Annotated in this window: 27 protein-coding genes; 5 read left to right on the top strand and 22 right to left on the bottom strand. The window is 40.8% G+C overall.

Features of this window, described 5'->3' with window-relative positions:
• Positions 1 to 2: 2 nt before the first annotated feature.
• The 13 genes from H5180_RS07895 to H5180_RS07835 form a co-directional block, all read right to left on the bottom strand.
• Positions 3 to 1,034 (bottom strand): chemotaxis response regulator protein-glutamate methylesterase, encoded by a 1,032-nt coding sequence (locus H5180_RS07895; protein ID WP_182758028.1) that lies wholly within the window; start codon positions 1,032 to 1,034, stop codon positions 3 to 5.
• 10 nt (positions 1,035 to 1,044) lie between these two features.
• Positions 1,045 to 1,662, bottom strand: coding sequence for a chemoreceptor glutamine deamidase CheD (cheD, locus tag H5180_RS07890; RefSeq protein WP_182758027.1), 618 nt, complete (start codon positions 1,660 to 1,662; stop codon positions 1,045 to 1,047).
• Entirely contained in the window at positions 1,655 to 2,476 is an 822-nt protein-coding gene (locus tag H5180_RS07885) for a protein-glutamate O-methyltransferase CheR (protein ID WP_145237825.1), read from the bottom strand. Before H5180_RS07885 ends, cheD begins: the two co-directional genes overlap by 8 nt.
• A 121-nt stretch (positions 2,477 to 2,597) precedes the next feature.
• Positions 2,598 to 5,285, bottom strand: a complete 2,688-nt coding sequence (locus H5180_RS07880) for a methyl-accepting chemotaxis protein (protein ID WP_182758026.1) — start codon at positions 5,283 to 5,285, stop codon at positions 2,598 to 2,600.
• Positions 5,286 to 5,332: 47 nt separating this feature from the next.
• The gene (locus tag H5180_RS07875; RefSeq protein WP_145237819.1) at positions 5,333 to 5,818 is read right to left on the bottom strand and encodes a chemotaxis protein CheW; all 486 of its coding nucleotides are present in this window, start codon (positions 5,816 to 5,818) and stop codon (positions 5,333 to 5,335) included.
• Positions 5,815 to 7,917: a chemotaxis protein CheA gene (locus H5180_RS07870; RefSeq protein WP_182758025.1), complete on the bottom strand. Its 2,103-nt coding sequence runs from the start codon at positions 7,915 to 7,917 to the stop codon at positions 5,815 to 5,817. The genes H5180_RS07875 and H5180_RS07870 overlap by 4 nt, the downstream gene beginning before the upstream one ends.
• Before the next feature lie 15 nt (positions 7,918 to 7,932).
• Positions 7,933 to 8,295, bottom strand: coding sequence for a response regulator (locus H5180_RS07865; RefSeq protein ID WP_145237813.1), 363 nt, complete (start codon positions 8,293 to 8,295; stop codon positions 7,933 to 7,935).
• Between the two features lie 9 nt (positions 8,296 to 8,304).
• Positions 8,305 to 8,577, bottom strand: coding sequence for a lipid asymmetry maintenance protein MlaB (locus H5180_RS07860; RefSeq protein WP_145238313.1), 273 nt, complete (start codon positions 8,575 to 8,577; stop codon positions 8,305 to 8,307).
• A 170-nt stretch (positions 8,578 to 8,747) separates the two neighbouring features.
• Positions 8,748 to 9,371 carry an SCO family protein gene (locus tag H5180_RS07855; RefSeq protein ID WP_145237811.1) on the bottom strand — a complete coding sequence of 208 codons (624 nt, stop codon included), beginning with the start codon at positions 9,369 to 9,371 and terminating at the stop codon, positions 8,748 to 8,750.
• The gene (cyoE, locus tag H5180_RS07850) at positions 9,368 to 10,276 is read right to left on the bottom strand and encodes a heme o synthase (protein WP_182758024.1); all 909 of its coding nucleotides are present in this window, start codon (positions 10,274 to 10,276) and stop codon (positions 9,368 to 9,370) included. Before cyoE ends, H5180_RS07855 begins: the two co-directional genes overlap by 4 nt.
• Before the next feature lie 8 nt (positions 10,277 to 10,284).
• Positions 10,285 to 11,274 (bottom strand): heme A synthase, encoded by a 990-nt coding sequence (locus H5180_RS07845; RefSeq protein WP_145237805.1) that lies wholly within the window; start codon positions 11,272 to 11,274, stop codon positions 10,285 to 10,287.
• Positions 11,275 to 11,291: 17 nt separating this feature from the next.
• Positions 11,292 to 11,786: a transmembrane cytochrome oxidase associated protein gene (locus tag H5180_RS07840; protein ID WP_145237802.1), complete on the bottom strand. Its 495-nt coding sequence runs from the start codon at positions 11,784 to 11,786 to the stop codon at positions 11,292 to 11,294.
• Positions 11,783 to 12,523: an SURF1 family protein gene (locus H5180_RS07835; RefSeq protein ID WP_182758023.1), complete on the bottom strand. Its 741-nt coding sequence runs from the start codon at positions 12,521 to 12,523 to the stop codon at positions 11,783 to 11,785. The genes H5180_RS07840 and H5180_RS07835 overlap by 4 nt, the downstream gene beginning before the upstream one ends.
• A gap of 12 nt (positions 12,524 to 12,535) precedes the next feature.
• Here H5180_RS07835 and H5180_RS23765 point away from each other — a divergent pair, with 12 nt between their 5' ends.
• Positions 12,536 to 12,850 carry a DUF2909 family protein gene (locus tag H5180_RS23765; RefSeq protein WP_145237795.1) on the top strand — a complete coding sequence of 105 codons (315 nt, stop codon included), beginning with the start codon at positions 12,536 to 12,538 and terminating at the stop codon, positions 12,848 to 12,850.
• Here the strand turns inward: H5180_RS23765 and H5180_RS07825 are convergent.
• From H5180_RS07825 to H5180_RS07800, 6 genes are all read right to left on the bottom strand, one after another.
• Complete coding sequence (locus H5180_RS07825; RefSeq protein ID WP_145237792.1) at positions 12,750 to 13,625, bottom strand: cytochrome c oxidase subunit 3; 876 nt, start codon at positions 13,623 to 13,625, stop codon at positions 12,750 to 12,752. The genes H5180_RS23765 and H5180_RS07825 overlap by 101 nt on opposite strands.
• 35 nt (positions 13,626 to 13,660) lie before the next feature.
• Positions 13,661 to 14,188, bottom strand: a complete 528-nt coding sequence (locus H5180_RS07820) for a cytochrome c oxidase assembly protein (protein ID WP_149980422.1) — start codon at positions 14,186 to 14,188, stop codon at positions 13,661 to 13,663.
• Complete coding sequence (gene ctaD, locus H5180_RS07815; protein WP_145237784.1) at positions 14,188 to 15,786, bottom strand: cytochrome c oxidase subunit I; 1,599 nt, start codon at positions 15,784 to 15,786, stop codon at positions 14,188 to 14,190. The genes H5180_RS07820 and ctaD overlap by 1 nt, the downstream gene beginning before the upstream one ends.
• On the bottom strand, positions 15,786 to 16,928 hold the full coding sequence (gene coxB, locus H5180_RS07810; RefSeq protein WP_145237781.1) for a cytochrome c oxidase subunit II: 1,143 nt from the start codon (positions 16,926 to 16,928) through the stop codon (positions 15,786 to 15,788). Before coxB ends, ctaD begins: the two co-directional genes overlap by 1 nt.
• A gap of 421 nt (positions 16,929 to 17,349) precedes the next feature.
• Positions 17,350 to 17,967 carry a transcriptional repressor LexA gene (gene lexA, locus H5180_RS07805; RefSeq protein WP_145237778.1) on the bottom strand — a complete coding sequence of 206 codons (618 nt, stop codon included), beginning with the start codon at positions 17,965 to 17,967 and terminating at the stop codon, positions 17,350 to 17,352.
• A 74-nt stretch (positions 17,968 to 18,041) separates the two neighbouring features.
• Entirely contained in the window at positions 18,042 to 18,836 is a 795-nt protein-coding gene (locus H5180_RS07800) for a hypothetical protein (protein ID WP_149980421.1), read from the bottom strand.
• Positions 18,837 to 18,957: 121 nt separating this feature from the next.
• Here H5180_RS07800 and H5180_RS07795 point away from each other — a divergent pair, with 121 nt between their 5' ends.
• The gene (locus H5180_RS07795) at positions 18,958 to 19,401 is read left to right on the top strand and encodes a PaaI family thioesterase (protein ID WP_145242458.1); all 444 of its coding nucleotides are present in this window, start codon (positions 18,958 to 18,960) and stop codon (positions 19,399 to 19,401) included.
• Here the strand turns inward: H5180_RS07795 and H5180_RS07790 are convergent.
• A complete protein-coding gene (locus H5180_RS07790) occupies positions 19,398 to 19,778 on the bottom strand; it encodes a hypothetical protein (protein WP_145242456.1) in 381 nt (126 codons plus the stop codon). The genes H5180_RS07795 and H5180_RS07790 overlap by 4 nt on opposite strands.
• A gap of 167 nt (positions 19,779 to 19,945) precedes the next feature.
• Between H5180_RS07790 and H5180_RS07785 the strand changes: the two genes are divergently transcribed.
• Together H5180_RS07785 and H5180_RS07780 are read left to right on the top strand one after the other, a co-directional pair.
• Positions 19,946 to 20,662 (top strand): hypothetical protein, encoded by a 717-nt coding sequence (locus H5180_RS07785; protein WP_145242454.1) that lies wholly within the window; start codon positions 19,946 to 19,948, stop codon positions 20,660 to 20,662.
• Positions 20,663 to 20,774: 112 nt separating this feature from the next.
• Positions 20,775 to 21,428, top strand: a complete 654-nt coding sequence (locus H5180_RS07780; protein ID WP_182758022.1) for an endonuclease — start codon at positions 20,775 to 20,777, stop codon at positions 21,426 to 21,428.
• 67 nt (positions 21,429 to 21,495) lie between these two features.
• Here H5180_RS07780 and hmpA read toward each other — a convergent pair whose 3' ends face one another.
• Positions 21,496 to 22,677, bottom strand: a complete 1,182-nt coding sequence (gene hmpA / locus H5180_RS07775; RefSeq protein ID WP_182758021.1) for an NO-inducible flavohemoprotein — start codon at positions 22,675 to 22,677, stop codon at positions 21,496 to 21,498.
• A gap of 10 nt (positions 22,678 to 22,687) precedes the next feature.
• Entirely contained in the window at positions 22,688 to 23,920 is a 1,233-nt protein-coding gene (locus H5180_RS07770; RefSeq protein ID WP_149980417.1) for an NnrS family protein, read from the bottom strand.
• 166 nt (positions 23,921 to 24,086) lie between these two features.
• Between H5180_RS07770 and norR the strand changes: the two genes are divergently transcribed.
• Positions 24,087 to 25,655 (top strand): nitric oxide reductase transcriptional regulator NorR, encoded by a 1,569-nt coding sequence (gene norR, locus H5180_RS07765; RefSeq protein ID WP_182758020.1) that lies wholly within the window; start codon positions 24,087 to 24,089, stop codon positions 25,653 to 25,655.
• Positions 25,656 to 25,836: the final 181 nt, after the last annotated feature.

Genomic DNA, 25,836 nt, shown 5'->3' with positions numbered 1-25,836 from the left:
GACTACTTTTTCATTGCTTGGTTTAGTAGATGCTGCGTCACTTTATCAAGCGAGACCACCGCTAAAGCTGCTCCGATCTCTACAGCGGCTTTAGGCATGCCCCATACCACTGACGATAGTTCATCTTGCGCTACGGTATAAGCACCATGCTGTTTTAGCGCCAGTAAACCTTGCGCACCATCGCTCCCCATACCCGTTAATAAAGCTGCGATGGTATTTTTAGGGCAAACTTTAACCAGCGAGTTAAACAATACATCAACCGCAGGACGATGACGGTTAACCGGCTCGCTCTCATCAAGCTGACAATATAAGCTGCCTCCTTGCTGTATAACGCTTAAGTGTTGACCACCCGGGGCGATAAACGCCCAGCCAGCTTTTAACTTATCGCCTTGCTGCGCCTCTTTGACATTAATAGTACATGTCCTATCCATGCGCAAAGCAAATGAACTGCTAAACACAGGTGGAATATGCTGCGTGATAACGATCGGAGGGCAATTTTCTGGCATTCTTATTAGCACCTCTTTAATCGCCTCTGTTCCTCCTGTTGAAGCTCCAATCGCCAAAACCTTATTGATACTAAACTGTGCATTACTTAACGTTTCGATAGGTTGTACTTGGCTTAATTTAAAAGGTCGTACTCGTGCCGCTGCTGCCGTACGGACCTTTTGTTGCACTAATTTAGCATACTGGCTTAATTGCTCAGTTACATTGACTGTCGGCTTAGCTATAAAATCAACTGCTCCTAATTCCAGCGCCTCCAAAGTTATCGGTGAACCTTTTTGGGTGAGCGTTGATATCATTACCACAGGCATAGGCCGTAGACGCATTAGGTTTTTCAAAAAACTAATGCCATCCATTTTCGGCATTTCAATATCTAAAGTCAGCACATCGGGATTAAGTTGCTTAATCATTTCTCGTGCTTGATAAGGGTCTTCTGCACACCCTACGACCTGAATATCATCAGCCTGGTGTAGTACCTCCGTCAATACTCGTCGAATCAATGGCGAGTCATCAATCACTAACACCTTGACCATTTTTTACCCCTTAAAATAACTCAATATCGGTTTTAGAATCTTGTTCTTCAATATCGTGTAAATAACGGACTTCGCGTTTTTCAATCACATCAGTGTGCATGTCGCGCAATTTTTTAACCTGTGCTTTGCCTGTTTGAGGGTTAAAATTGACCTTACGCGGCCAAGGCCCCCCCACATCATGAGACACTAATTCTAGCCCTTCTTCTTGCACATAAGAGTAAGCAAAGCGAATATTACCAAGACCAATATCTGTCATCGAGCGAATAATTTTACCGCCGCCAAACAGTTTTATTTTTAGATTTTGCCTAGAGGCGCCATTTTTAAGTACTTCATTAATTAAAAACTCCATCGCCCAGTTACCATAACGACAATTTAAGTTATGCGCACTAGTTGGCTCTGCGCCTTTTTCAATCGGTAACATAAAGTGATTCATGCCACCCACACCAAGCTTGTCATCATAAATGCAAGCAGCAATACATGAACCTAGCACAGTGGAAATCACCTCATCGTTTTTTGACACGTAAAACTCACCGGGCAATACTTTAACAATAACTTGCCGCTGACCTGAGTCCCAAAACCGCTTAATATGCTCAAACCCATGTAATACTGGCTTAAAATGACTATCCATAAATCACCTTCTGATACATAGTTTTACCTAAGTTTTTAAACTCACTATGCTCCTTTCCCATGGTTTCAGAATGACCTAATAATAGGTACCCATGTTCAGCTAAAATATGACAATAACGGTGGAATAACTGATCTTTTGTTTCTTTATCAAAATAAATCACCACATTACGACAAAAGATCACGTCAAAAGGCCCTTTCATTGGCCAGTCTTGTAATAAATTCAACCGCTTAAAATGAATTTTTTGCTGTAATTCAGGTTTAACTTTGAATAACTCACCATCTTTAGTTTTTAAAAACCAGCGCTGTAATTGATGTTGTTCAAGTCCATTCACATTAGCCGCAGTGTAGGTACCTGATTGTGCTTTAGCTAATACATTTGAATCCAAATCAGTGGCTAAAATTTTCACATCCCAATCGGCTGGAAATAACCCATGTAAGGTCATAGCTAAAGAATAGGGTTCTTCCCCAGTTGAACAACCTGCAGACCATATCCGAACTCGCCGAGTGCTTTTATTTGTCACTAATAACTTGGGTATTACATGGGATTGCAAATAATCAAAATGATGTGATTCACGAAAAAAAGAAGTCAGATTAGTTGTTATTGCATTGATAAAATCACTAAATTCTTGCTCTTTATGTGCCTCTAAATAAGCTAAATACTGTTTAAAATTTGTCAGCTGCAATGTTCTGAGCCGACGAGCAAGACGTGAATAGACCATTTCTCGTTTATGATCACCTAATACAATGCCACACGCGTCATAAACTATTGCAGCTATTTGCTTGAAATCATGGTCGGTTAGTAAAAACTCTTTCATTACAATTACTCACAATAGGCGTGACTGAGCTGCGATTGAATATTAACAAAATTGCTAAAAGTTAAGACTCTGGATTTTTCAAAGTACAGAGGCTTAACTAGTAATGCGATTGCAAAAAACGTTAAAATTCCTCCCATTCATCAGCTGAATTAGCAAAGTTATTACCTCGCGCTTTACTACGGATATTATTACTACGTGGTGGCGCGGTAGTAGGAGTTACTGATGCAGTATTAATTACAGCGTCTTGCTGACTTATAGTAAAAAAGTTCAGTAACCGGGTCATATCATTCGCTTGCTCTGACATTGACTCGCTGGCCGCGGATGCTTGCTCAACTAAGGCCGCATTTTGCTGGGTCATTTCATCCATTTGCGAAATAGCTTTGTTGACTTGCTCAATACCTGAACTTTGCTCTTCGGATGCTGCTGCAATATCAGATATCATTTCAGTTACTTTTTGTACTGCAATAACAATTTCTTTTAAAGTGGCTCCTGATTCATTAACTAATAAAGTGCCATCTTCAACTTTACCAACGCTATCTCTGATCAACTCTTTAATTTCTTTTGCAGCCCCCGCGGAACGCTGCGCTAGATTACGCACTTCGCCGGCAACGACAGCAAAGCCACGCCCTTGTTCACCAGCTCTAGCAGCTTCAACAGCGGCATTAAGAGCTAATAAATTAGTTTGAAATGCTATTTCGTCAATCACGCTAATAATATCGGCAATTTTTTTACTCGACTCATTAATTGCCGACATGCTGATCACCGCGCGATTAACAACTTCGCCCCCTTGCTGCGCTTTGTCGCGCGTTTCTTCTGCTAATTCATTAACCACTTTTGCATTATCAGCATTTTGACGTACTGTACTGGTCATTTCCTCCATGCTAGATGCTGTTTCTTCAAGCGATGAGGCCTGCTCTTCTGTACGCTGGCTTAGATCAGCGTTGCCTTGAGATATTTCCTCTGCTCCACTTGCCACTAAGGTTGCCGAGGTATTAATACGATTAATGACTTCCGTTAATTTATCAGCCGTGGTATTGGCATCACGCTTGAGTTTTTCAAACGACCCCTGATACTCTTGCTCTATCCGTTTTGATAAATCACCATTGGCCATCGCATCAAGCATATTAGCAGTACCGGTGACAGCATCATCAACAATACCAATTAAACCATTTAGACCTTTAGCTAAGCGTAAAAAGAAACCGCCCTTACCTTGCTCTGTAACACGAGCGTCTAGATTACCTTTGCGTGCAGAGCTGACTAAGTCAGCAATTTCTTTTTCTATTGCGACTTCGGCTGTTCGATCTTCCCACTCCACCACAGTGCCAATACGTTCATTTTCTGGGGAAAAAATAGGGTTCGCAACTAAGCCAAAGGTGCGCCCACCTACAAGTATCTCTGCACTGTAAGTATCGGTTAGCTTGCTTAACAGATTGCGTTGATGAGCTGGGTTTTTATGAAATACATCAATGTTTTGCCCTATTAACTGACTACAATCAAAATTAGGTAAGTCGCGTCGTAAATCTTGCTCTGCGGCGCGCATCATATTTTGCACCGCTTCATTCATATATATAATATCGTTTTTAGTATTTGCAATCATGGTGTTTGTGGCAACCCGATCCAGCGCTCTTCGTACACGTAAATTCTCTTCAGCAGCACGTTTTTCAGCAGTCGATTTTTTAATACTTTCGGTTAAATCTTGCCACTCAATTATTGTTCCTAAGCGCTTACCTTCTTTATTAAACCAAGGGGTCGCAATAATATTAAAAATTAACGATGCAATTTCTAGTTTTGACTCAATAGAGTCGGTCAAGTTTGTATACAACTGAACCTGTTGTGCTGTATTTTCAAAAAATGCCGTAATACTTGAGCCCACTATACTATTGACGGAAAAATCACCTAGTACACTCTGCAGCTCACCTTGTCTGGCTTGGAACATTTGTTTTAATTGATTGTTAGCAAACACTATCTGTAAATCATTGTCTGCCATCATCACACTCGCCTGGCAGATCGTTAATGCGCTCGATAGATCAGCATCCCTTTTTGATTCTTTTTCTAATTCTTTTTGAGCTGTGATGTCTGTCGCATATTTAACCACCTTATAAGGTTTGCCACTGAGATCAAAAATTGGGTTATAAGATGCTTGGATCCATACTTCACTGCCATCTTTAGCGATACGTAAGTACTCACCTGAGTCAAATTCACCACGACCTAGTTTTTGCCAAAACAGTTGGTATTGCTCACTTTTAGCAACCTCAGGTTCAATAAATATACGGTGATGCCGCCCGACTATTTCTTCTAACTGATAACCAAATGTCTGCAAAAAGTTGTCATTCGCGGTCAACACGCTGCCATCTAAACCAATCTCAATCACCGCTTGAGATTTACTAATAGCAGCAATTTGACCCGCAGCTTCAACAGCAAGCATCTTTTGCGCCGTAATATCACTGGCAAATTTCACAACTTTTATAACATTTCCATGCTCATCCTTAACGGGGTTATAAGTTGCTTGGATCCACACATCTTTGCCGCTTTTACTGATCCGCTGAAACTCATCAGCAATAAACTCTCCGCCTTTCAAGCTTTGCCAAAAGCTTTTATATTCACTGCTCTGAGCTTCTTTTTTAGATACAAACATTGAATGATGCTGGCCCTGAATTTCTTCTAAGGGGTAACCCATTACATCTAAAAAGTTATTATTCGCCGTAATAATTATGCCGCTAGGTTCAAACTCAATCACCGCAAGTGACTTATTTAATGCCGTAACGATTAAATCATTATTTGATTTTTTAGAATTACTAAACCACCCCATGCCCATCACCTTCTTGTTGATCACCATTTGCTATATTTAGTATTTGGCTAAATATCCATTGTTTTTTGCAGGTCCAATAACGCGACCATCTTCTCACCGACATTCACTAACCCTGCGATAAATTCAGCATTCTCTGAGCCGCTAAAGTTAGGCACCGTCTTCGCATCTTGCTCTACAATACTGTAAACATCAGATACGGCATCGACTACCATTCCCATAATCTTGCTATTTTGCTCAAAAATTACTTTCACTACGATCACCACTGTTAACGGTCCATAGTCAATCGTCGCTAAGCCAAACCGTAATCTAAGATCTAAAATAGGTACTATGGTGCCACGTAGATTAATCACCCCTTTTACATAATCTGGGGCATTCGGGATCTCGGTGATCTCCTCCCAACTGCGAATTTCTTGAACAGTTAAAATATCAACACCGTATTCTTCATCAGCCATAATAAAGGTTAAAAACTGCTTAACTCCTTGGGCCTGTTCAAGCATTATTTTGTTATCTAATTCGCTGTGCGCAGAGATCATGAAGCCTCCAAGTTGGCTTGCGATTCAATAATCAATTCTTGGCTACCGGGTTTTCTTAATCCTGATAATTTAATTAAGCCGCTGATATCGACAATCAACGAAACCCGACCATCCCCTAATATAGTGGCACCTGACACGCCATCTACTTTTTGGTAATTAGCTTCTAAACTTTTAATCACTACTTGTTGCTGTGACAATAAATCGTCAACTAACAAACCAATTTTTTGGTTATCGCTTTCAACCACCACTAACAAGGTTTTATCAAGCGTTTCTATCGCACCTTGATGATTAAAAATACTGTATAAACGCAAGATAGGAATGTATTCATCACGCAGTCTAAGTACATCTAGGTCTTTACCCACTCGGCTGACTTTGCTGATATCTATTTGTAATGATTCAACAATAGAAATTAATGGAATAATATAGGTGTGCTTTGCAACCCTCACTAACTGACCATCTAAAATAGCCAGCGTAAGTGGCAAGCGAATAGTGAAGGTAGACCCAACACCTGCAGCAGATGAAACTTCAACCGAGCCATTGAGTGATTGGATATTACGCCTGACCACATCCATACCTACCCCACGTCCGGATATGTCGCTTACCTCATCCGCGGTTGAAAAACCGGGCATAAAAATGAGTTCATTAATTTCATCATCATCCAACTCATCAGCTTCACTTACTAGCCCATTAGCAACCGCTTTTTGTTTAATCTTTACAGTATTAAGGCCTTGTCCGTCATCCATGATCTCTATAACAATATTGCCACCTTGGTGAAATGCATTAAGTGTGACTGTACCGACTGGGTCTTTACCTGCAGCAAGACGCTGTTCAACAGTTTCTAGACCATGATCCAGCGAATTTCGCACTAAATGCACCATAGGATCTGATATTTTTTCCATTACAGTTTTATCAAGCTCGGTCTGTTCACCTAACAGTTTTAGCTCAACTTGCTTATTTAGCTTTTGCGAAATATCTCGTACTAAACGCGGAAAACGACTAAATACAAAGCTGATTGGCAGCATTCGGATACGCATTACATTTTCTTGTAAATCACGAGTATTATGAGCCAATTGCGCTAAACCTTCCTGCAAAGAGGCGATAGTCGCTTCGGTGATCTCTTGTTGACCAATTTGGCTCAACATGGCTTGAGTGATAACCAGCTCTCCAACCATATTGATCAATGAATCAACTTTATCTATGCCTACTCTGATTGAAGTAGATTCTGCAGCTGGAGTGCTTGCTTTGACCGCAGTGCCTTTTTTTATTGGTTTAACCGCAGCAACATTGACAACTGCAGGGGCTGAAGTTGAATTAGGGTTTTCCTCAATTACATCAGGTGTTGTAATTTGCGCATCATCATCATCATCATCATCATCAGCAAATAACCCTCCGCACAACGCGATGGTAATATCAGCATCATCTTCAACCCACTCAAATATTTCTCGAATCGCACTCTCATCTTTTGCTGTGTTTAAAAAGAATCGCCAAGATAAAAAACAATCATCGGGACTTAAATCAGCAATGTCAGGGATCTCATTATTGAAAGCTTGAGTCTCTAAATCGCCCAATTCAGCCAACTCACTGATCATATACAGTGGCTCATTGCCTGTTTTAAATAAATTATGATATGGTTTAAAATCAATCTGATAGGTGTTTAGCGCAAGTTGAGCGGGGCTAGCAGTGACTTCCAGTTTATTTTTTTCGGCTTGATCTACCCCTAAAATCTGTTCAAACTTAATTCTCAGTGCAATAGCTTCGTCTAAATTAGGTTCTTGCTCTGCTTGTAAGCCACGAAGTAACTCCCGCAAGCAATCAACAGATTTAAGTAATAGGTTAACATGCTCTGCGGTAAGCTCTCGTTTCCCCTCACGAATTTGATCTAATAGGGTTTCTAGAACATGAGTAAAGTCAGACACAGAGTTAAAACCAAATGTACCACTGCCGCCTTTGATAGAATGCGCAGCACGAAAAATGGTATTGATTGTTTCTAAATCTTCTTCGCCAGGTACCAAGTTTAATAACTCAGCTTCCATCGCATCTAAGCCTTCAAAACTTTCCTCAAAGAAGACTTCAAAAAATTGACTTAAATCTATACTCATACCCCATCCCCTAGATTAGCGAATTACTTTTTTTAAAACCGCTAATAACTGTTCAGGATTAAAAGGTTTAACTATCCAGCCAGTTGCACCAGCAGCTTTCCCTTCTACTTTTTTGTCCATTCCTGATTCTGTTGTTAGCATTAGCAATGGCGTAAATTTATAGTTTGGTAAGGTGCGTAACTCCCTGATCAAAGTAATACCATCCATCACTGGCATGTTGACATCGGAAATCACAGCATCAAAACCTTGTTGTTTTGCGATGCTAAGTGCTTCGCTTCCGTCCTTTGCCTCAGTGACATCAAAACCCGCCTTTTTCAGTGTAAAACTCACCATTTGACGCATCGATGCCGAATCATCCACGGCTAAAATTCTTTTCATATGAACTCCTTAATCTGCATTTTCTAGTATTAGATATTCACTCAGGCCTAAGCGATTAATGGCATTTTTTAAAGGCTCACTTTGCCCAACCCAAATAATTTTGTGATGTACGCACAGCAAGTGCTTTTGCAGAGCACACAATAGTTGAATCGAGGCAGTATCTACGCGTACAACTTCACTAATGTCTAAACAAACATCATCATTGCGGTGTAATTCTTGTAATAAATCTTGGTGTAAGTTTTCAACTTGGGTGATTGCTAGTTCAGCGGGAAGCTTCATCATATTGTTCGCACTTTCCATGTTTAACCAATTCATAACAAAAGCTTAGACTGAGTTAGTAAAAATGCCATAAATGCGTTGAAAAAAGAGTGAAATTATTTACAGGGGGGATAAAAGAAAAACAAAAAAGGAGCTAAACGCTCCTCGAAAATAATTAAAATATACTTATTCTATTAATAATGATCCGCAATCTGTTTAAACTCAGTTATTAATAATTTAGCATTAATTAATGGCACACTGCCCTGTTTAAATTCAGGTTTAAATATGGCCCTTACCGCCCCTTGAGGATCAACCATCGCAATTGAAGCACTATGGTCAACGGCATATTCTTGCTCATCACTATTACTAATTGCGTAAATCAAACCTAACTCTCTAACTAGTGGAAATAGATCTTTATGTTCCCCTGAGACCGCTAAAAAATCAGGATTAAAATAATCAATGTAGGCTTTGCGTTTAGCGACTGTATCGCGTTTTGGATCGACCGCTAAAAACCAAATTTGCAATGGGTATTCATCTTTCAACGCTTTATAAACGCCATTGAGTTTAGCTAATGTCAGAGGGCAAATATCTGGGCAACTGGTATAACCTAAAAACACTAAATTCCATTGACCTTGCAATGTTTGCTTAGTTACTGGCTGAGCATTTTGATCTTGTAAAGTAAAATCACTCAAAGGTTTGGCTTGTTCATATACCAAAGCTTCAACGTCAGGCATAGCGCTGTCACTACAAGCTGTTAACAGCAATAAACTTAACGCCAACCACACTCTCGCCCCACGCTTAACTGCTAAGCTATTCATATAACGAACCATTTATCTATAAATAAGGCGACAAAGAGTATCATTAAATGAATAATTGAAAAACGGAATAAATCCATTGCTGTATCGTCATTCCCCGCTATTTTTAGTTTTACCGCTTTATAGATAAAAATCCCATTAAGTAATGTCGCAGCAATTAAATAAATGAGCCCCGACATACCAATTAAATAAGGCAATACACATACCAAAGCCAATAAAATAGAGTATGCAACTACACAGGTTTTACAAAAATCAATGCCATGAGTGACTGGCAACATGGGGATCTTAGCGCGTTCGTAATCACTTTTGCGAGCAATTGCCAACGCCCAAAAATGCGGCGGAGTCCAAGTAAATATGATCATCACCAATAACCAAGGAGCAGCTGCCATTTGCCCGGTTTCTGATACCCACCCTAACAACGGCGGCATGGCCCCTGCGAGTCCTCCTATAACAATATTTTGTGGCGTTGCACGCTTTAAAAAGGAGGTATAAATAAACGCATAACCAACTAACGCAAATAAGGTTAATACAGCGGTTAAAGTATTAGCCCAGATCATCAACATAATGAAACCACTCACCCCAATAACAGCGGCAAAACTTAAAGCATGCAGTTTAGATAACCGCCCCTTAGCAACTGGCCGATGGCGTGTACGTGCCATTTTACTATCTATTTCGCTATCAACTACATGATTGATCACCGCAGCTGCAGCGGATAACAAGCCAATCCCCAGTAAACTAATAAACTGTACGCCAATACCACGACCAACATCGGGTGCCAGCGCTAAACCAACCCATGCTGTTAATACCAACATCGCGACTACTTTAAATTTACTGATCGCTAAATAATCATTTATTAAGCCGCTAATTTGGCTAGGTGCTAACTTTGTTATTGCTATTAATGATGTCATAACTGCCCCTATGTACGTGCTTTTAAGTAAAAACATAAACGAACGACTGTTAACAATAGTATGGCAGCCATTAAATTATGTGCCAGCGCAACGCCGAGCGGGAAATGCCAGTGCACAACCGCCAAGCCCAAACAAATTTGACACAGCAACGCGACCAATACGGAGACTGTACAATGCTTTATTTTTCTCGACACAGCACGGCTATAAATGCGCCACATGATCAGCGCTAATACTACACAGGTAACTAACGCCCACATTCGATGTAATAAATGGATCGACATCCTAGCCTGCTGTGAAAGTACACCATATTCATAAGTACTTTGCTCTAATGGCAACTGAAATACGCTACTCAATGAAAACGGCTGTCCGTAACTACACAATGGCAAGCCATTGCAGTGCGGCGCCGCATAATTAGCAGCAAGCCAACCGCCTAGCGCTATTTGCAATACCAATACCACTAATGCGACTAGACTAAGTTTAAAGTAACGCCGAGCTGGGGCGTCGCCGCCAAAAATTGGTTTTGCCGTTAGCCGTAAATACAATAATGTAACCAATGATAAAATACTAAATCCACCTAATAAGTGCCCCAATACAATCAGCGGCTGTAAATTCATGGTGACGGTCCACATCCCTAAAGCCGCTTGGAACACCACCAGTATTAGTAATAGTAAGGGTAATTTAATTGGCGTGGTTGGATATTGACGTTTTAATAAAGCCAATATAAATAACGCTAAAATAAGTAAACCTAACGTGCCGGCAAAATAGCGATGGATCATTTCTTTCCACGCTTTAGCGGTTTCGAACATCATATCAGGGTAGGTTTGCTCTACATGGGCTAAATCAGCCTCATGCTTGGGTACCGTTAAAAAGCCATAGCAACCGGGCCAATCCGGACAACCCAATCCGGCATCACTCAAGCGCGTATAAGCCCCTAAGCCAACAACTAAGATCGATAACATAAAAGTGGCTAATACCAAATGTTTATAGTTTTTATACATAATTGGCACTCCTTAATTTAGCTAGAACGCGAATAGTTAAGTAATTTTTTTAAATCTTTTAACAGTCCTTTTTGAGTCAAACGGTTTTGCTGTGGCTCACTATGGTAGGGATACTGCAAGACCACTAAGCCCATATGATCAATTAGATATAAACTAGCTGGTTGCAGTACATCAACCTCAGGTAACTGACGCCATGGCAGCTCTTTTTGCTGTGTCTGGCCAAGGATGGCTACATCGACTTTACCTTGATTTTTACCAAGAGCGATGTAGAGGTTCTCTAGTGCTTGTAACTGCTGTGCACAAGCTTGTTGGCATTGTGCTGGGTGATTTAAAGCAATAGTCCATTGTTTATGCTCCGTTTTTTTCCAATCTTGTAGTTTTATTTCCTGTGTTAAAAATTCCCCTTTATTACTCGATGCACTAGGTATCCACTCAAGCTTTAACGCCAAATACGCCAGTATTAAAGGCACTAAACAACAGCCAATAAATATTAATAACGGATTGTTTTTCATTGTAATTCCTTCTTTTTAAAAGCAAATACAGCAATAACAAGGCAGGCAATCGCAATCAATAACCATTGCACTGCGTAGGCTTGATGTTTTTCGGGGCTCATCACCACAGCTTGGTAATGCGGCGCAGCAATCTCATCCGCGATACCTTGCCGATAACCAATAAAGTCAATCATGTCGCGACCTGTTTGCTGTGAAAACAATGCTAAATCGATAATTTGTATGCGCTTGGGCCATGCTGTATCCGTCTTGTGTTGTGCATCTTGCAAAGTAAAGCCACTGAGCTTTCCTTGCTTTAATTGCACGGTCATTGCCAAAGGAGTCGATGGTAGGTTTATACTAGGGAGTTGCTGGCGAGTAAGTGGTGCTTTAACCCAACCCAAATTCACCAACAGAGTTTGCTTACTTTGCTGTAAACGCAGCAAGGTAAGTACATCGTAGCCAACCTGACCTTGGTAAACTTGATTATCTAACAACCAATATTGCTGTGTATCTAGCACTCCAGAGATACTTATCTGCAAGCCCGTTTTATTCCAATCACTAGGCAGTTGCTGCATTTGCTGCCAGCTCATTACTCCCTGACTTTGCAGGGCTGCTATTTGTGTTAATTGCTCAGTTTTACTTTCAGCTCGCTGTAATTGCCAATACCCTAGGCGTAAACACACCAATACCACAATGGTTACCACGCAAATGGTAATAATTGAGCTAAGCTTTTGTTTACGCCATAAAATTAACTGCATAAAGGTGACCCAGTGATTATTAAAATTATTATCGTACTGTTGCTACTATTTATACTTTTTAACTTGTTCCGTGCCTTATTTATTATGGTATCGGGTAAAACAGATGGACGGCCTATGTCTCACTATTTAGGCCGTCGTGTGCTGTTTTCTGTTATCGTCTTAGTGGTTGTTATTGCAGCCCTTAAACTAGGTTTCATCCACAGTAACTCATCACCAATTGATAAAGTTACAGCACATATACAAACACAAATAAACACAACCACACCACATCAACAAAATGCCAATACCAAGCTGCGGCTTGAAACGCAAAATGTTTATCTGGGCTAAAGTGGCCCTTTAAAATGCGGATCAGCATGACTAATAATAAAATAGTTCCTAAGGTCACATGCATGCCATGAAAGCCGGTTAGTAAAAAGAAAGTATTGCCATATACGCCAGCATCTAAGGTCAGTCCTAAATCCTGATAAGCATGCATATACTCTACGACTTGCAGCCCTAAAAAACAGACCCCTAATACGATTGTCAGTGCCATAAATACTTTTAATGGCCCACGCTTATTGTTCTCCATGCCTACATGAGCAAAATGTAAGGTAACCGACGAGGTTAGTAATATTAATGTGTTGATCAGCGGCAATCCCTGCCAACCCATAGCCTGTGTCGTACCACCACCGGGTGTAGTAACTAATGGCCAGATTGCTTCAAAAGTAGGCCACAGTACCTCATTGGTCATGGCATTATTTCCGGCGCCGCCAAGCCAAGGCACAGAGATCATCCGGGCATAAAAAAGGGCACCGAAAAAAGCCATAAAAAACATTACTTCAGAGAAAATAAACCAGCTCATGCCTTGACGAAACGAGCGATCCATTTGCGCTGAATATAAGCCTTGATCAGACTCTTCAATGACATTTTTAAACCAGCGAAATAGCATAAACAGCAACACACCAATTCCTGCGTAAAGCACATAATGGCCAGCACCACCGCCGCTGCTTGCTTGCATTACGGTAAGACCTGCACCAACAGCAATAAAAAACATCGCAAATGCGCCAACTATTGGCCACGGACTTTGCGCGGGAACATAATATTTTTCGTAATTTTTATCCATTTTGTTTGCTCCTAATTAGCTATTAGCTTGGCAACCTAATTACTAGCCACTATCTGCCCGCTAATATCAAACACGGTATAAGACAAAGTTAACTCTTCAACATCTTCAGGTAATTGCGTATCAACATAAAAAAGCAGTTTAAATTCCACTTCTTCACCTGCTTTCAAAGGTTGTTGATCGAAACAAAAGCAAGCCATTTTATGCAAATACTTAGCTGCTTTGCCTGGAGACACCGACGGTACCGCTTGCATAACTTTATCTTCATTACTGGTATTTTTTGCTCTAAACAGCACTTCGCGCATAGCTCCGGGCTTTACTACCACACTATACTCATGTGATTGCACCTCAAATGGCGCTCCACTTTGCGCATGAGTTGTGAAGCTTACGTCGATTTCTCGTGCCTCATTAACACTCGTACTTTGCTTTGCTTGCTCTAACGAAGGCTTACCATTAAGGCCTGTTACATCACAAAAAACGTCGTACAACGGCACCAAAGCAAACGCAAAAGCGAACATGCCAAGACATATTAAAACTAAGCGCTTAAGCAGTGGTGCATGACTCATTACTTAATCTCCGGTGGCGTTTCAAAAGTATGATAAGGCGCAGGCGATGCCACCTCCCATTCCAAACCCTCAGCACCATCCCACACTTTGGCGGGCACTTTATCGCCGCCTCGTGCACACTTAAATACTACAACCACAAATAACAATTGTGATAAACCAAAAGCAAAGCCACCAATACTAATAATCGCGTTAAAGTCTGCAAATTGCAGTGCGTAGTCAGGAATCCGGCGCGGCATACCGGCCAAACCAACAAAGTGCATAGGGAAAAACAATACATTCACGCTCACTAAAGACAACCAAAAATGCCATTTAGCCAAGGTGATATTGAACATATTTCCCGTCCATTTTGGCAGCCAATAATACGCCCCGGCCATAATTGAAAATATCGCCCCAGTCACTAACACATAATGAAAATGCGCCACCACAAAATAAGTATCATGGTATTGAAAATCAGCAGGAGTAATCGCCAGCATCAACCCAGAGAAACCACCTAAAGTGAATAACACAATAAACGCAATACTAAATAACATAGGCACTTCAAAACTAATCGAACCACGCCACATGGTGGCTACCCAGTTAAATACTTTGACCCCAGTTGGCACCGATATCAGCATAGTTGCATACATAAAAAATAATTCGCCAGCGACAGGCATACCTGTGGTAAACATATGATGCGCCCAAACTATAAAGCTAAGTAAAGCAATCGAAGATGTGGCATATACCATAGAGGCATAACCAAATAATTTTTTACGTGAAAAGGTCGGCACTATAGTCGAGATAATGCCAAAGGCTGGCAGAATCATAATGTACACTTCAGGGTGACCAAAAAACCAAAATATGTGCTGGAACATCACCGGATCACCGCCCCCAGCAGCATCAAAAAAGCTGGTTGCAAAATACTTATCAGTCAATACCATAGTCACAGCACCGGCCAATACCGGCATCACAGCAATCAATAAAAAAGCGGTGATAAGCCATGTCCACACAAACAGCGGCAGCTTCATCCAAGTCATACCTGGCGCACGTAAATTAACGATAGTTACAATCACATTGATTGCGCCCATAATTGAGCTAATACCCATGATGTGAATAGCAAAAACAAATAATGCGGTATTATCGTTACTGTAAGTTGTTGACAGTGGTGCATAAAAAGTCCAGCCAAATGCCGGGCCACCACCTGGCATAAACAGGGATGCCAGTAAAATAATAAAAGCAAAAGGTAAAATCCAAAAGCTCCAATTATTCATCCGTGGTAATGCCATATCTGGTGCGCCAATCATGAGTGGTACCATCCAGTTAGCCAATCCTGTAAAGGCCGGCATAACGGCACCAAATACCATGATCAAGCCATGTACTGTGGTCATTTGATTGAAAAAGTGAGGCTCTACTAACTGTAAGCCAGGTTGAAATAACTCTGCGCGGATCACCATCGCCATGGCGCCACCAATTAAAAACATCGTCAACGAAAAAATTAAATATAAGCTACCGATATCTTTATGGTTAGTAGTATAAAGCCAGCGTTTAAAACCTTTCGCAGGATGATGATGTCCATCATGGTGTGCAGCTTGATCATGTTGTTGCTCTGTTACGCTACTCATTATTTAGCCTCCGAAGTTGCATCAATCGCGGCTTGTATCTGACTCGGTTGAATTACATCCCCAGTGTCATTGCCCCATGCATTACGCTTATAGGTGATCACAGCTGCTAGCTGCTTGATTGATAACTGCTTGTCAAATGCTTGCATAGCGGTACCTGGGCGACCATGAAGCACTACATCAATATGATCTTTAATATCTCCTAATACTACCGGACTGCCTTTGAGCGCCGGGAAAACCCCCGGTAAGCCCATACCTGTTGGTTGGTGACACGCAGCGCAACTGGCCATATAGACTTGCTCGCCGAGTGTCATTAATTCTTCTTTTGGTAATGTTTGATCTAATAATGCAGCATCAGCAATTGCAGCGTTTGCTTTTGCCTGCTTAGCTTCGCTCAGCCAGTTTGCAAATGCTTGCTCAGATTTAGCTTCAACCACCACAGGCATAAAGCCATGATCCTTTCCGCATAGTTCTGCACATTGCCCTCGATAAATGCCCTCTTCATTAATTCTGGTCCAAGTTTCATTGATAAACCCAGGGTTAGCATCTTTTTTCACTGCAAAATCAGGCACCCACCAAGAATGAATAACGTCGTCTGAGGTCATTAAAAATCGTACTTTTTGATTAATTGGCAACACCAAAGGTTTATCAACTTCAAGCAGGTAATTAGGGTTTTTATTTGCAAGATTAGTTATTTCATCTTGAGGTGTAGCAAGCATTGAATAAAACTCAACATCTTCACCCATGTACTCATAATGCCATTTCCATTGAGAACCAGTAATTTTAATCGTGAGATCAGCTTTACTAGCATCTTCCATTGCAATCAAAGTTTTTGTCGCAGGAATTGCCATACCAATTAAAATCACAAACGGGATTGCCGTCCAAAGGATTTCAACTTTAGTACTTTCATGAAATTGGGCTGGTTTTGCCCCTTTAGATTTACGGTGGTGGATCAGTGCCCAAAACATGACGGCGAACACGATGACCCCAATCACACAACATATAATAAATATTGTCATGTGCAGCTGATAAACATCATTACTTATATCTGTTACGCCCTTACGCATATTAAACTGGCTATTAGCCAATACTTGCTGCGGTAGAACAAACAATATAAGCCACAAGGTAGAGCTCAATTTACCCATGTGACGGCTCCTTTAAATGCTATTGCAAAACGCAAAGCGAAAAGGCGGCACAGCTTTATTCGCGCCAATTCGTTATTTTTTATTGTTACTGAATATTAACGCAACCCTAAATTATGCTATTGAGCAAAATTGTTAGACTTTTAAAGTAGCTGTTAACACAGTGTATTAACCAATTAGTTAAAAAATGAACAATTAGCAAGTTTTAAGAGCAATTAAATTCTTTTTTGGTGCATAAATAACAGCTAAAAATCAGCGCGTTATTTTGTAATTAGGGATAATATTAGAGGGCTAAAAGTAGCTGACAAGTAGATTTGATAGGGCTTAGGACGCTATAGCTAAGTATAAAATCTAGCCATTAAAGCGGTAAAAAATTAAATGCACCAAACTTCACCAATTTGGTGCAAAATACAGATCAAAAAATTTACATCCAATCAGCGTTGCGGATCACCCCAACAGCTAACCCTTCAATATTGAAAGATTCATGTTCAAGATCCACTTCAATCGGTGAAAATTCATCGTTTTCAGCATGTAAAAAAACTTTTTTACCTGCTTTTTCAAGGCGTTTTACTGTTACATCGTCATCAACACGGGCAACCACCACTTGGCCATTTTCAGCAACTTGAGTGCTGTGTACTGCCAATAAATCGCCATCCATAATACCAATGTCTTTCATACTCATGCCTTGCACACGCAGTAAAAAATCAGCAGCCGGTTTAAACAAGAGTGGATCTATTTTGCAATGACTTTCAACATGCTGCTCTGCCAAAATAGGCTCACCAGCGGCAACTCTGCCTATTAGAGGTAAACCAAGTTGTTCCGGCTCATCCTCTTCAACTAACTGAATACCTCGACTAGCACCGGGCTTCATTTTAATAACGCCCTTTTTCGCTAATGCCTTTAAATGTTCTTCCGCTGCATTAGCACTTTTAAAACCTAACGTTTGCGCAATCTCAGCACGGGTTGGCGGCATACCGGTATCTTTAATAAAAACTTTAATAAGTTCGAGAATTTGAGCTTGGCGATTCGTTAATGGGCGCATACAACTGGTTTTCCATACAGTACATTTAACTGTGAGTATATACAGTTATCTGAAAATCGCAAATATAAATTGGCTTAAAATCGCGCCGTTAATAACAAGCTCATACTATTTAAACCACTTCCAGAATCAAGCGCAGATCCAAGACCAAACTTTAATGCTACATGTTGATTAAACCAATATTGCGTTTGCAGTTCATAGTTGTCTTTTAGATTTTTCTGATTCCGAATATTGGCAACGACTCCCACTGACCATGCTTGATTTACATAATAAACCGCCTGCCCCTGCACATAACGATAACGCCCTGCCAATTGCTTTAGCTCTAAATCCCAACCTTGATTGCTAACTATATTTGTCCAACGAACATAAGGTGCATAAGTCCATTCAACCGCGACTCTTTCATTATCTTTGCCAAACCACATATCATGGCGCTCTAAGCGACTGTAATATACATTGAACCCTAGTTGTAACTGTTCATTCATTTGCTTACCAACAGCGGCACTCACTAAATAATCAGTATTTTGCCAATAGCTATTATCCTCACAGAGGCGCTGCGCGCTGGCACTAATAACTAATCCTGCGGGACCATAGATGGCAGCATCGGCATTTAAATAGCTAAAATCATCATTAGCAAACCCACCAATAGCATAATTATTGACTTGATTTAAATACGCTTTTAGCTCGTATGGACCAGTCAAAGATTCAAGATCTTGCGCAAAATATCGGTATCGTGCGCCTAAAAAAGATTCATCTAAACCAGCTAAATCGGTAAAACCAATATCGAGTTGATGTTGGGTACTAGCAACAGCCTGCGGCTGAGCAACAAGGCTCATCAATAATATTGCACCACATCCAAATACCTTTACTTTCATCCTTAAGATCCATTAACAGTTAGATAATATAGGTACATTTTATCTATTTTTATGATCTTAACTGTAGGAAAATGTTTAAAAGTGTAGACTGATTTAGTAAATAACTTAGTGAGGTAGACAGATGAGTATTTGGTATCAACCGATCACCCTAGCACAATGTAAGCAACTTGATGACGGCATAAGTGGTCAAGGCACATTGATGAAAACCATGGGCATTGAAATAAGTGAAATAGGCGATGATTATTTAGTAGCAACGATGCCCGCGATCCCAGCTCATCATAACCCTATGGGTATGGTGCATGGCGGCGCAAATGTTGTACTTGCAGAAACGGTGGCGAGTTATGCTGCAAACTTTGCTGTTGATTTTACAAAGTTTTATTGTGTTGGCCAGGAGATCAATGCCAATCATCTAAAAGCATCACGTAATGGTTTATTAACCGCGATAGCAACACCACTACACTTAGGCAAGCGTACATCCGTATGGGAAATAAAAATCACCAATAGTCGTGGAGAACTGTGCTGCGTATCAAGAATGACCGCAGCAATTGTAGAGCGAAAAGGCTAACTTGAAAGTGGATAAATTGTAATTTCAATACCTGCGCCAATAGCAGAAATACGCAATAAAGTATCGGCACTGAGCGCTTGATTAAAGCATTTTGGCGAAGTGCCTGATTCAAAGCCAATATCAAAGGTGCGCTTTGAGCATGATAACCACTGCTTTAATGCATTGCGTGAGCAAGATTCAATTAACTCACATAAGTGGTTAATCGCTTTATCTGGTGAGATAACGTCTTCATTAGACTCAATACGTGCTAGTTGACGGTACTCATCTTTATCGTAATGCAAAACCACAGCACTTTTTTTTAAGTCTGCAACTAACAAACTAATATCTTGCTTTGATTCAAGCTCTAGATCTACATTTAAAAATTGAATTTCCGACATTGTTTCATTTTTACCCTGCGTTAATAACAACGCAAACTTTAACCTAATTTTGCGTATATACCAAATCTAGAGTAGCTAGTTTTATTTTGTTGATGCGACAATTTGCCACATTGGCAAACTCAATATAATTTATAGAATACCGCACTAATAACAAACAGGTAGTCACTATGGATAAACGCATTTTTAAACATGCGCGTAAGTTTCACAAATGGTTAGGTTACTTATTAGCGCTACAAATTTTTGCATGGTTACTCGGTGGTTTAATTATGAGTGCTATACCGCTTGAAAAAGTTCACGGTAAACATTTAGCTGCGCGGCAATTAAATAACCCATTCAAACAAGCTGATTATCTAGCCTCAGTTGATAATATCGTTGCACAAATTACTCAGCCAAGACAAATTAGTTATAGTCACTTTTTAACAATCCCTACCATTATTGTGAGCAACAGTAACGGTGAGTACAGCTTTAACGGAGTTACTGGCAGTCCTTTGGTAGCACCGAGTAAAGCGCAAATTATTGCCAATGCCCAAGCTCATCTATTAATTAATGCGCAAGTAACAGACGCGATCAAACTAGCTAAAGGTACTCGCGAAGTTGGCTTTAAAGAAAATATTTGGCAAGTAAATTTTGACGATACGTTTAACACCACACTATATTTATCCGCTGATAGTGGCCAAGTTATTACTGTTCGCAGCACAATTTGGCGAATTTTCGATTTTTTCTGGATGTTACACATAATGGACTATGATCAACGTGAAGATTTTAATAACCCATTATTAATTAGTTTTGCAGCCAGTAGCATATTGTTTTGTTTAACTGGCTTTATTTTATTACTACAGAATATCCGTTTTAGAAAACGTACTTCCCGTCGCCCAAGTAGCTAACCTTACCTTGTAGATGAGTTGAAATTCCCACTACATCACACAGTTAAGCGATTTACTTTTTGAATAATCGCTCTAAACTAGCGCTTCCTGTAGTTCACTAAAGTGATTGGATATGCCGCATTTAATTATTGCGCTGGTATTGTGTTGTGTGAGTTTTAACCTTTATGCAGAACAATTCACCAGTTTTTACAGCGCAAAAAAACACCTCATCGAAACCCTTCCTGATAACGCCACCAGCCTCTATTGTGGCTGTAATATTAAACGCCAAGGTAAAAAACTGGTGCCCGACCCAAATGCATGTGGTTATGTGCCTCGCAATGCGGTTACTCGTTCAGGCAAACCAAATGCGCGCGCAACTCGGATTGAGTGGGAACATATTGTGTCTGCATGGGAATTTGGTCACCAGCTACAATGCTGGCAAGAGGGCGGCCGAAAAAATTGCATTAAAGTCAGTGCGCAATTTCGGAAAATGGAAGCTGATATAAATAATCTCGCTCCGGCAATTGGTGAAATAAACGCAGACCGCTCTAATTACAGCTTTGGCATGATTGCAGGTAATGCAAGCCAATATGGTCGCTGCCAAGTAAAGGTAGATTTTAAACAGCGTGTGGTAGAGCCGCCCTTTTATGCACGAAAACGCATTGCCGATGCTTATTTTTATATGCAAAAAACCTATGGTTTAAAAATTTCCGACAAGCAACAAAAATTATTTACCGCATGGCAAAACCAAGCTTTAGCAGCGAAAAATAGCAATGCTGTACTTTAAGTAGCCAAAACCATAAAAAAGGCGCATTTCGCGCCTTTTCACTTAAAACCTACATTTAGTTTCGTCATTAAATATCTTGATGTGGGCCAAACACCTCGTAGTGAATACGCTCAGCAGCGACTCCTAATACGAGTAATTGCTGTTTAATTGCAGCCATAAACCCCGTAGGGCCACAGATGTAGAAGTCACCTTCTTCAAGCGGAAGCTGCTCAGCAACAGCACTGACATTCATCAATCCAGTAAACTCAGCTCCCTCGCCACCTTGATTAAACCAAGTGTAGTAATTTAATCGAGTATGCGCCGCGGCTTGCTCCGCCAAAAACTGACTAAATGAATGCTGCAGGATATTTTCACAGGCGTGTAAATAGGTGACCGCTTGATTCGATGTATCACATAATAATGTTTGTAACATTGCCAGCATCGGTGTTTGACCAACGCCCGCAGAAATTAATACCACAGGTTTTTTATTTGCGCGTAAAAAGAAGTCGCCAGCCGGTGGATAAAGCTCCACAACGCTGCCCACATCAAGTGAGTGCAAATAATTAGATACAATCCCCGCTGCTGGCAATAACTCTTTTTTCACGCTAATGCGGTAGTTCTCACCATTGCTTTGTTGGGAAATTGAATACTGACGAATTTCACTGTATTGCGCATCATCGGGTTTCACTTTAATGCCTAGATACTGCCCTGGTTTATGAGTCATTACCGCTTTACCATCGACTGGCACTAAAGTAAAACTGGTTACTAACTCTGATTCAGGCTGTTTTTTAGCAATAACAAATGCTCTAGTACCCGCCCAGCCACCGTGGTTATTTTTACTGTGCTCGTATAGCGCCGCTTCTTCGGTAATACAAATATCAGCAAGTAGAGCGTACGCCTCGCGCCATGCATATTCAACTTCAGCAGTAAACTGTTCAGGAAGCAGCTCTTTTAAAGTACCTATTAAATGACCTCCCACAATCGGATAATGCTCAGGTAAAATATGCATGCTGGCATGTTTGTGATTAATACGCGCCAGCGCTTCTTTTAATACGGCTAAATTATCAATATTTTGCGCATAAGCGGCCAGTGCATTAAATAATGCAAATTGCTGACGGCCACTACGTTGATTGGCCATATTAAAAATATCCTGCAGCTCAGGGTTATGACTAAACAGCCGGTTATAAAAATGCTCCGTGACAACGGTGCCCGCCTGCGCCAATAAAGGCGCTGTGCTTTTTACTATTTCAATGGTTTTATCAGATAACATACAACTTCCTTTAACCACGACGCCCATCAACACGACGCCGCGTTAAAATAGGAATACAGTGGAATAAGAACAATAAAAATGCCACGATCCACAGTACAGCACTCAGCTGCCATGCGATGTGTGGCCCAATAACAACAGGTAATAACGAACGAATAATTGCTGCAATAAACACTAAAGCAAACGCCACAGCCATAAAGTGAGGAATAGTTAAAGGGCGGCCAGTATGACCATGAGATACCCGCGTCATCATCGCTAAGATCATCATGCCAATCGTACCTATAGTGATCATATGCAGCGCGTCTTTAAACAAAATAACCGAGCTGTAAAAACTCAGCGCAAGCAATACTAAACCAAGCCCAAGAGCTAGATAAGAGAAGTGCAACGACCATAACAGTGGTACTTTGAGCATTTGATTATTCCACCACAACAATGAGCGACTTAAATGCACTACAGCAACAACAGCCAATGCCCAACCAGGATTAACGCTTGCTATAAATAATTGGCTGATAAAATAAAGCGCGACAGCAAACAATGAGCTGTAAAGCAGCACTTTATCTAAACGTGGAGTACGCACTTGCTCCGCTAAACCAAGACCACGAGCAGTAAAAAAAGGTAATACCCGCCCAGCCACCACACCGACAAGTAAGGTCATTACTAGTACTGCGGTATCGGCGACTGCCAATGCAAGTAGCATGTTTTGTTGTATTGCTAAGCATAAATAAATAATATTGAGCACACACAATGCGCTTAGCATCGGTAAAAATTGGTAGTTATTTTTATTGCCAGCTTTAAGGAGCATATTAGCCAGCGCCATAACTGCACCTAACCACCAAAGCAATTGGAACAATAACACCGCATATAAACTAAAGTTTTCAATACCTGCACTGGTAATAAAAAACGCAACACGAGCTGCTAGCCACACTAGGGTTAGCAACATCAATTTACGACCATTAATACTCGCAACCCCGGTCCAAGTTTGTGCTGCGGTTAATAAAAACCCCACAGCTACAGCGCCTGCAAAGCCAAACATCATTTCATGGGCATGCCAAAGTGTTGCTGGCATAGTCAATTGCCATCTGGCATGGCCTGTTAAAATGAGTAACCAATAACTAATCGACAAAACGGCCAACAAGCCAGCTCCTAAAAAGTAGGGCCGAAATGCTAACATCCATAACGGCCATTGACTGACTTGATAAAAACGCACTTTTTTGGGCATTGGTTCGGTTAAATTGATTGCTCGCATCAGCGTATTAGACTTATCTATCTAGGTATTTATAACACGCTACTGCACAAGCCGAGCCAAGATTTAAACTGCTTATTATTCAACATATTAACTATTTTACTATTGACAAAAAAGTCTTTATGACTCACCTTTAAATAAGATAAAAACACATTTGAGTCATTTTGACATGGCAGATAAACAAAGCTTACTTAATGTCGCCCTTGTGCTTGCTAAAGTGAGCGACCAAAAGCAGCCTTTTCAGCAGTTAATTCAGTGTATCAAGCAAGTAATACCCAGTGACGCTATTGCACTGCTTACCTTACAAGGCGATGTGTTAAAACCACAAGCTATTCATGGACTGACGCCTGACACCCTAGGACGACGCTTTGTAATAAACGAGCATCCACGTTTACATGCCATTTGCAACGCTAAGCAACCATTACAGTTTGCCCATGATTGCCCAATTCCTGATCCGTACGACGGTTTACTATCGAGCAAAACTGGCGATATCCCTGTTCATGCTTGCTTAGGCATCCCCCTACTTGATAGCGAAGATAACTTACTCGGTGTGATCACCCTCGACAGTCTCGATGCAAATGCATTCGACAGTTTTGACCTTGAGCTATTTACTCAACTAGGTACGCTTTGCACCGCGCATTTGCAAACTGTATTAAAACTGCAGCAATATCAAAACCTCGCGCAACATAGTAGCGCTTTAGTGCAAGAGCTAAACCGCGAAGCGCTTACCCGCGATGGTGCAGAGATCATCGGCCAAAGCACGGCCATGCAAGCCCTTCGAAGCGATATAAAACTAGTGGCGGCTTCTGAGTTTAGTGTCTTGATCCAAGGTGATACCGGGGTAGGTAAAGAGCTAGTAGCACGCAATATCCATCTTCATTCAAAGCGTAGCGAAATGCCGTTAATTCACTTAAATTGTGCATCATTACCAGAGAATCTCGCCGAAAGTGAATTTTTTGGCCACGCCAAAGGCGCATTTACTGGCGCCCATAATGCACGTCAAGGCAAGTTTCAGCTGGCTGATGGTGGCACCTTATTTTTAGATGAAATTGGTGAACTGCCACTTGCCATGCAAAGTAAACTATTGCGCGTCTTACAAAGTGGTGAAATCCAAACTGTTGGCGAAGATGAAGTAAAATACGTCGATGTAAGGGTTATTGCGGCTACAAACAGGCATTTAAAAAACGAAGTCGCTCAAGGGCGTTTTCGAGCCGATTTATATCATCGGTTAAGTGTTTACCCGCTCAACGTTGCGCCACTTAAACAACGCGAAAACGATGTAATTCTACTTGCAGGTTACTTTGTTGAAAGAACAGCCCGTAAGCTAGCTATCAAACAACTCAAACTCAGCGTCGAAACGCAACTACTACTCACTCAATATGACTGGCCGGGAAATGTGCGAGAACTTGAGCATGTGATCAGCCGTGCAGCATTAAAAGCCAAACAAAGCCAGTGGCAGCAAGCAATAATTACTATTGAACCTGCTCATTGTGAACTTAACCTAAGTACAAATAACCCAGCGCCTGTCGCATTAACAACTGCCGATAACAATAACATAAATAAACAAAATTTCTCGCTCAAACAAGCAACGGATACATTTACTCAGCATTTAATCAGCCAACAGCTAGAACAACATAATTACAACTGGGCCAGTGCAGCACGAACATTAAAAGTTGATCGCGCTAACTTAGTGCGATTAGCCAAACGTCTCGGTATTACAGTAAAAAAATCTATTTAATGTGTATTTTATACACCCAAACTTGGCTATAGTGCCAACTGGTGTAAAACCACAATAAACATCTAAACAGGAGATATTTGATGATTGTATTAAACCCCCTTGCTGGGCAAGTAAGTGCTTAATTTTATTTTTTAATATTAAGTTTTGCCCGGCCATTAGCCGGGGCGCTGTTGATAGCTAA

The sequence above is a fragment of the Pseudoalteromonas sp. SR41-4 genome (genome assembly GCF_014163985.1).
Lineage (GTDB): Bacteria > Pseudomonadota > Gammaproteobacteria > Enterobacterales > Alteromonadaceae > Pseudoalteromonas > Pseudoalteromonas rhizosphaerae.
Note: the sequence above shows the minus strand (reverse complement) of the source record. Positions and strands in the feature narration are given on the sequence as shown.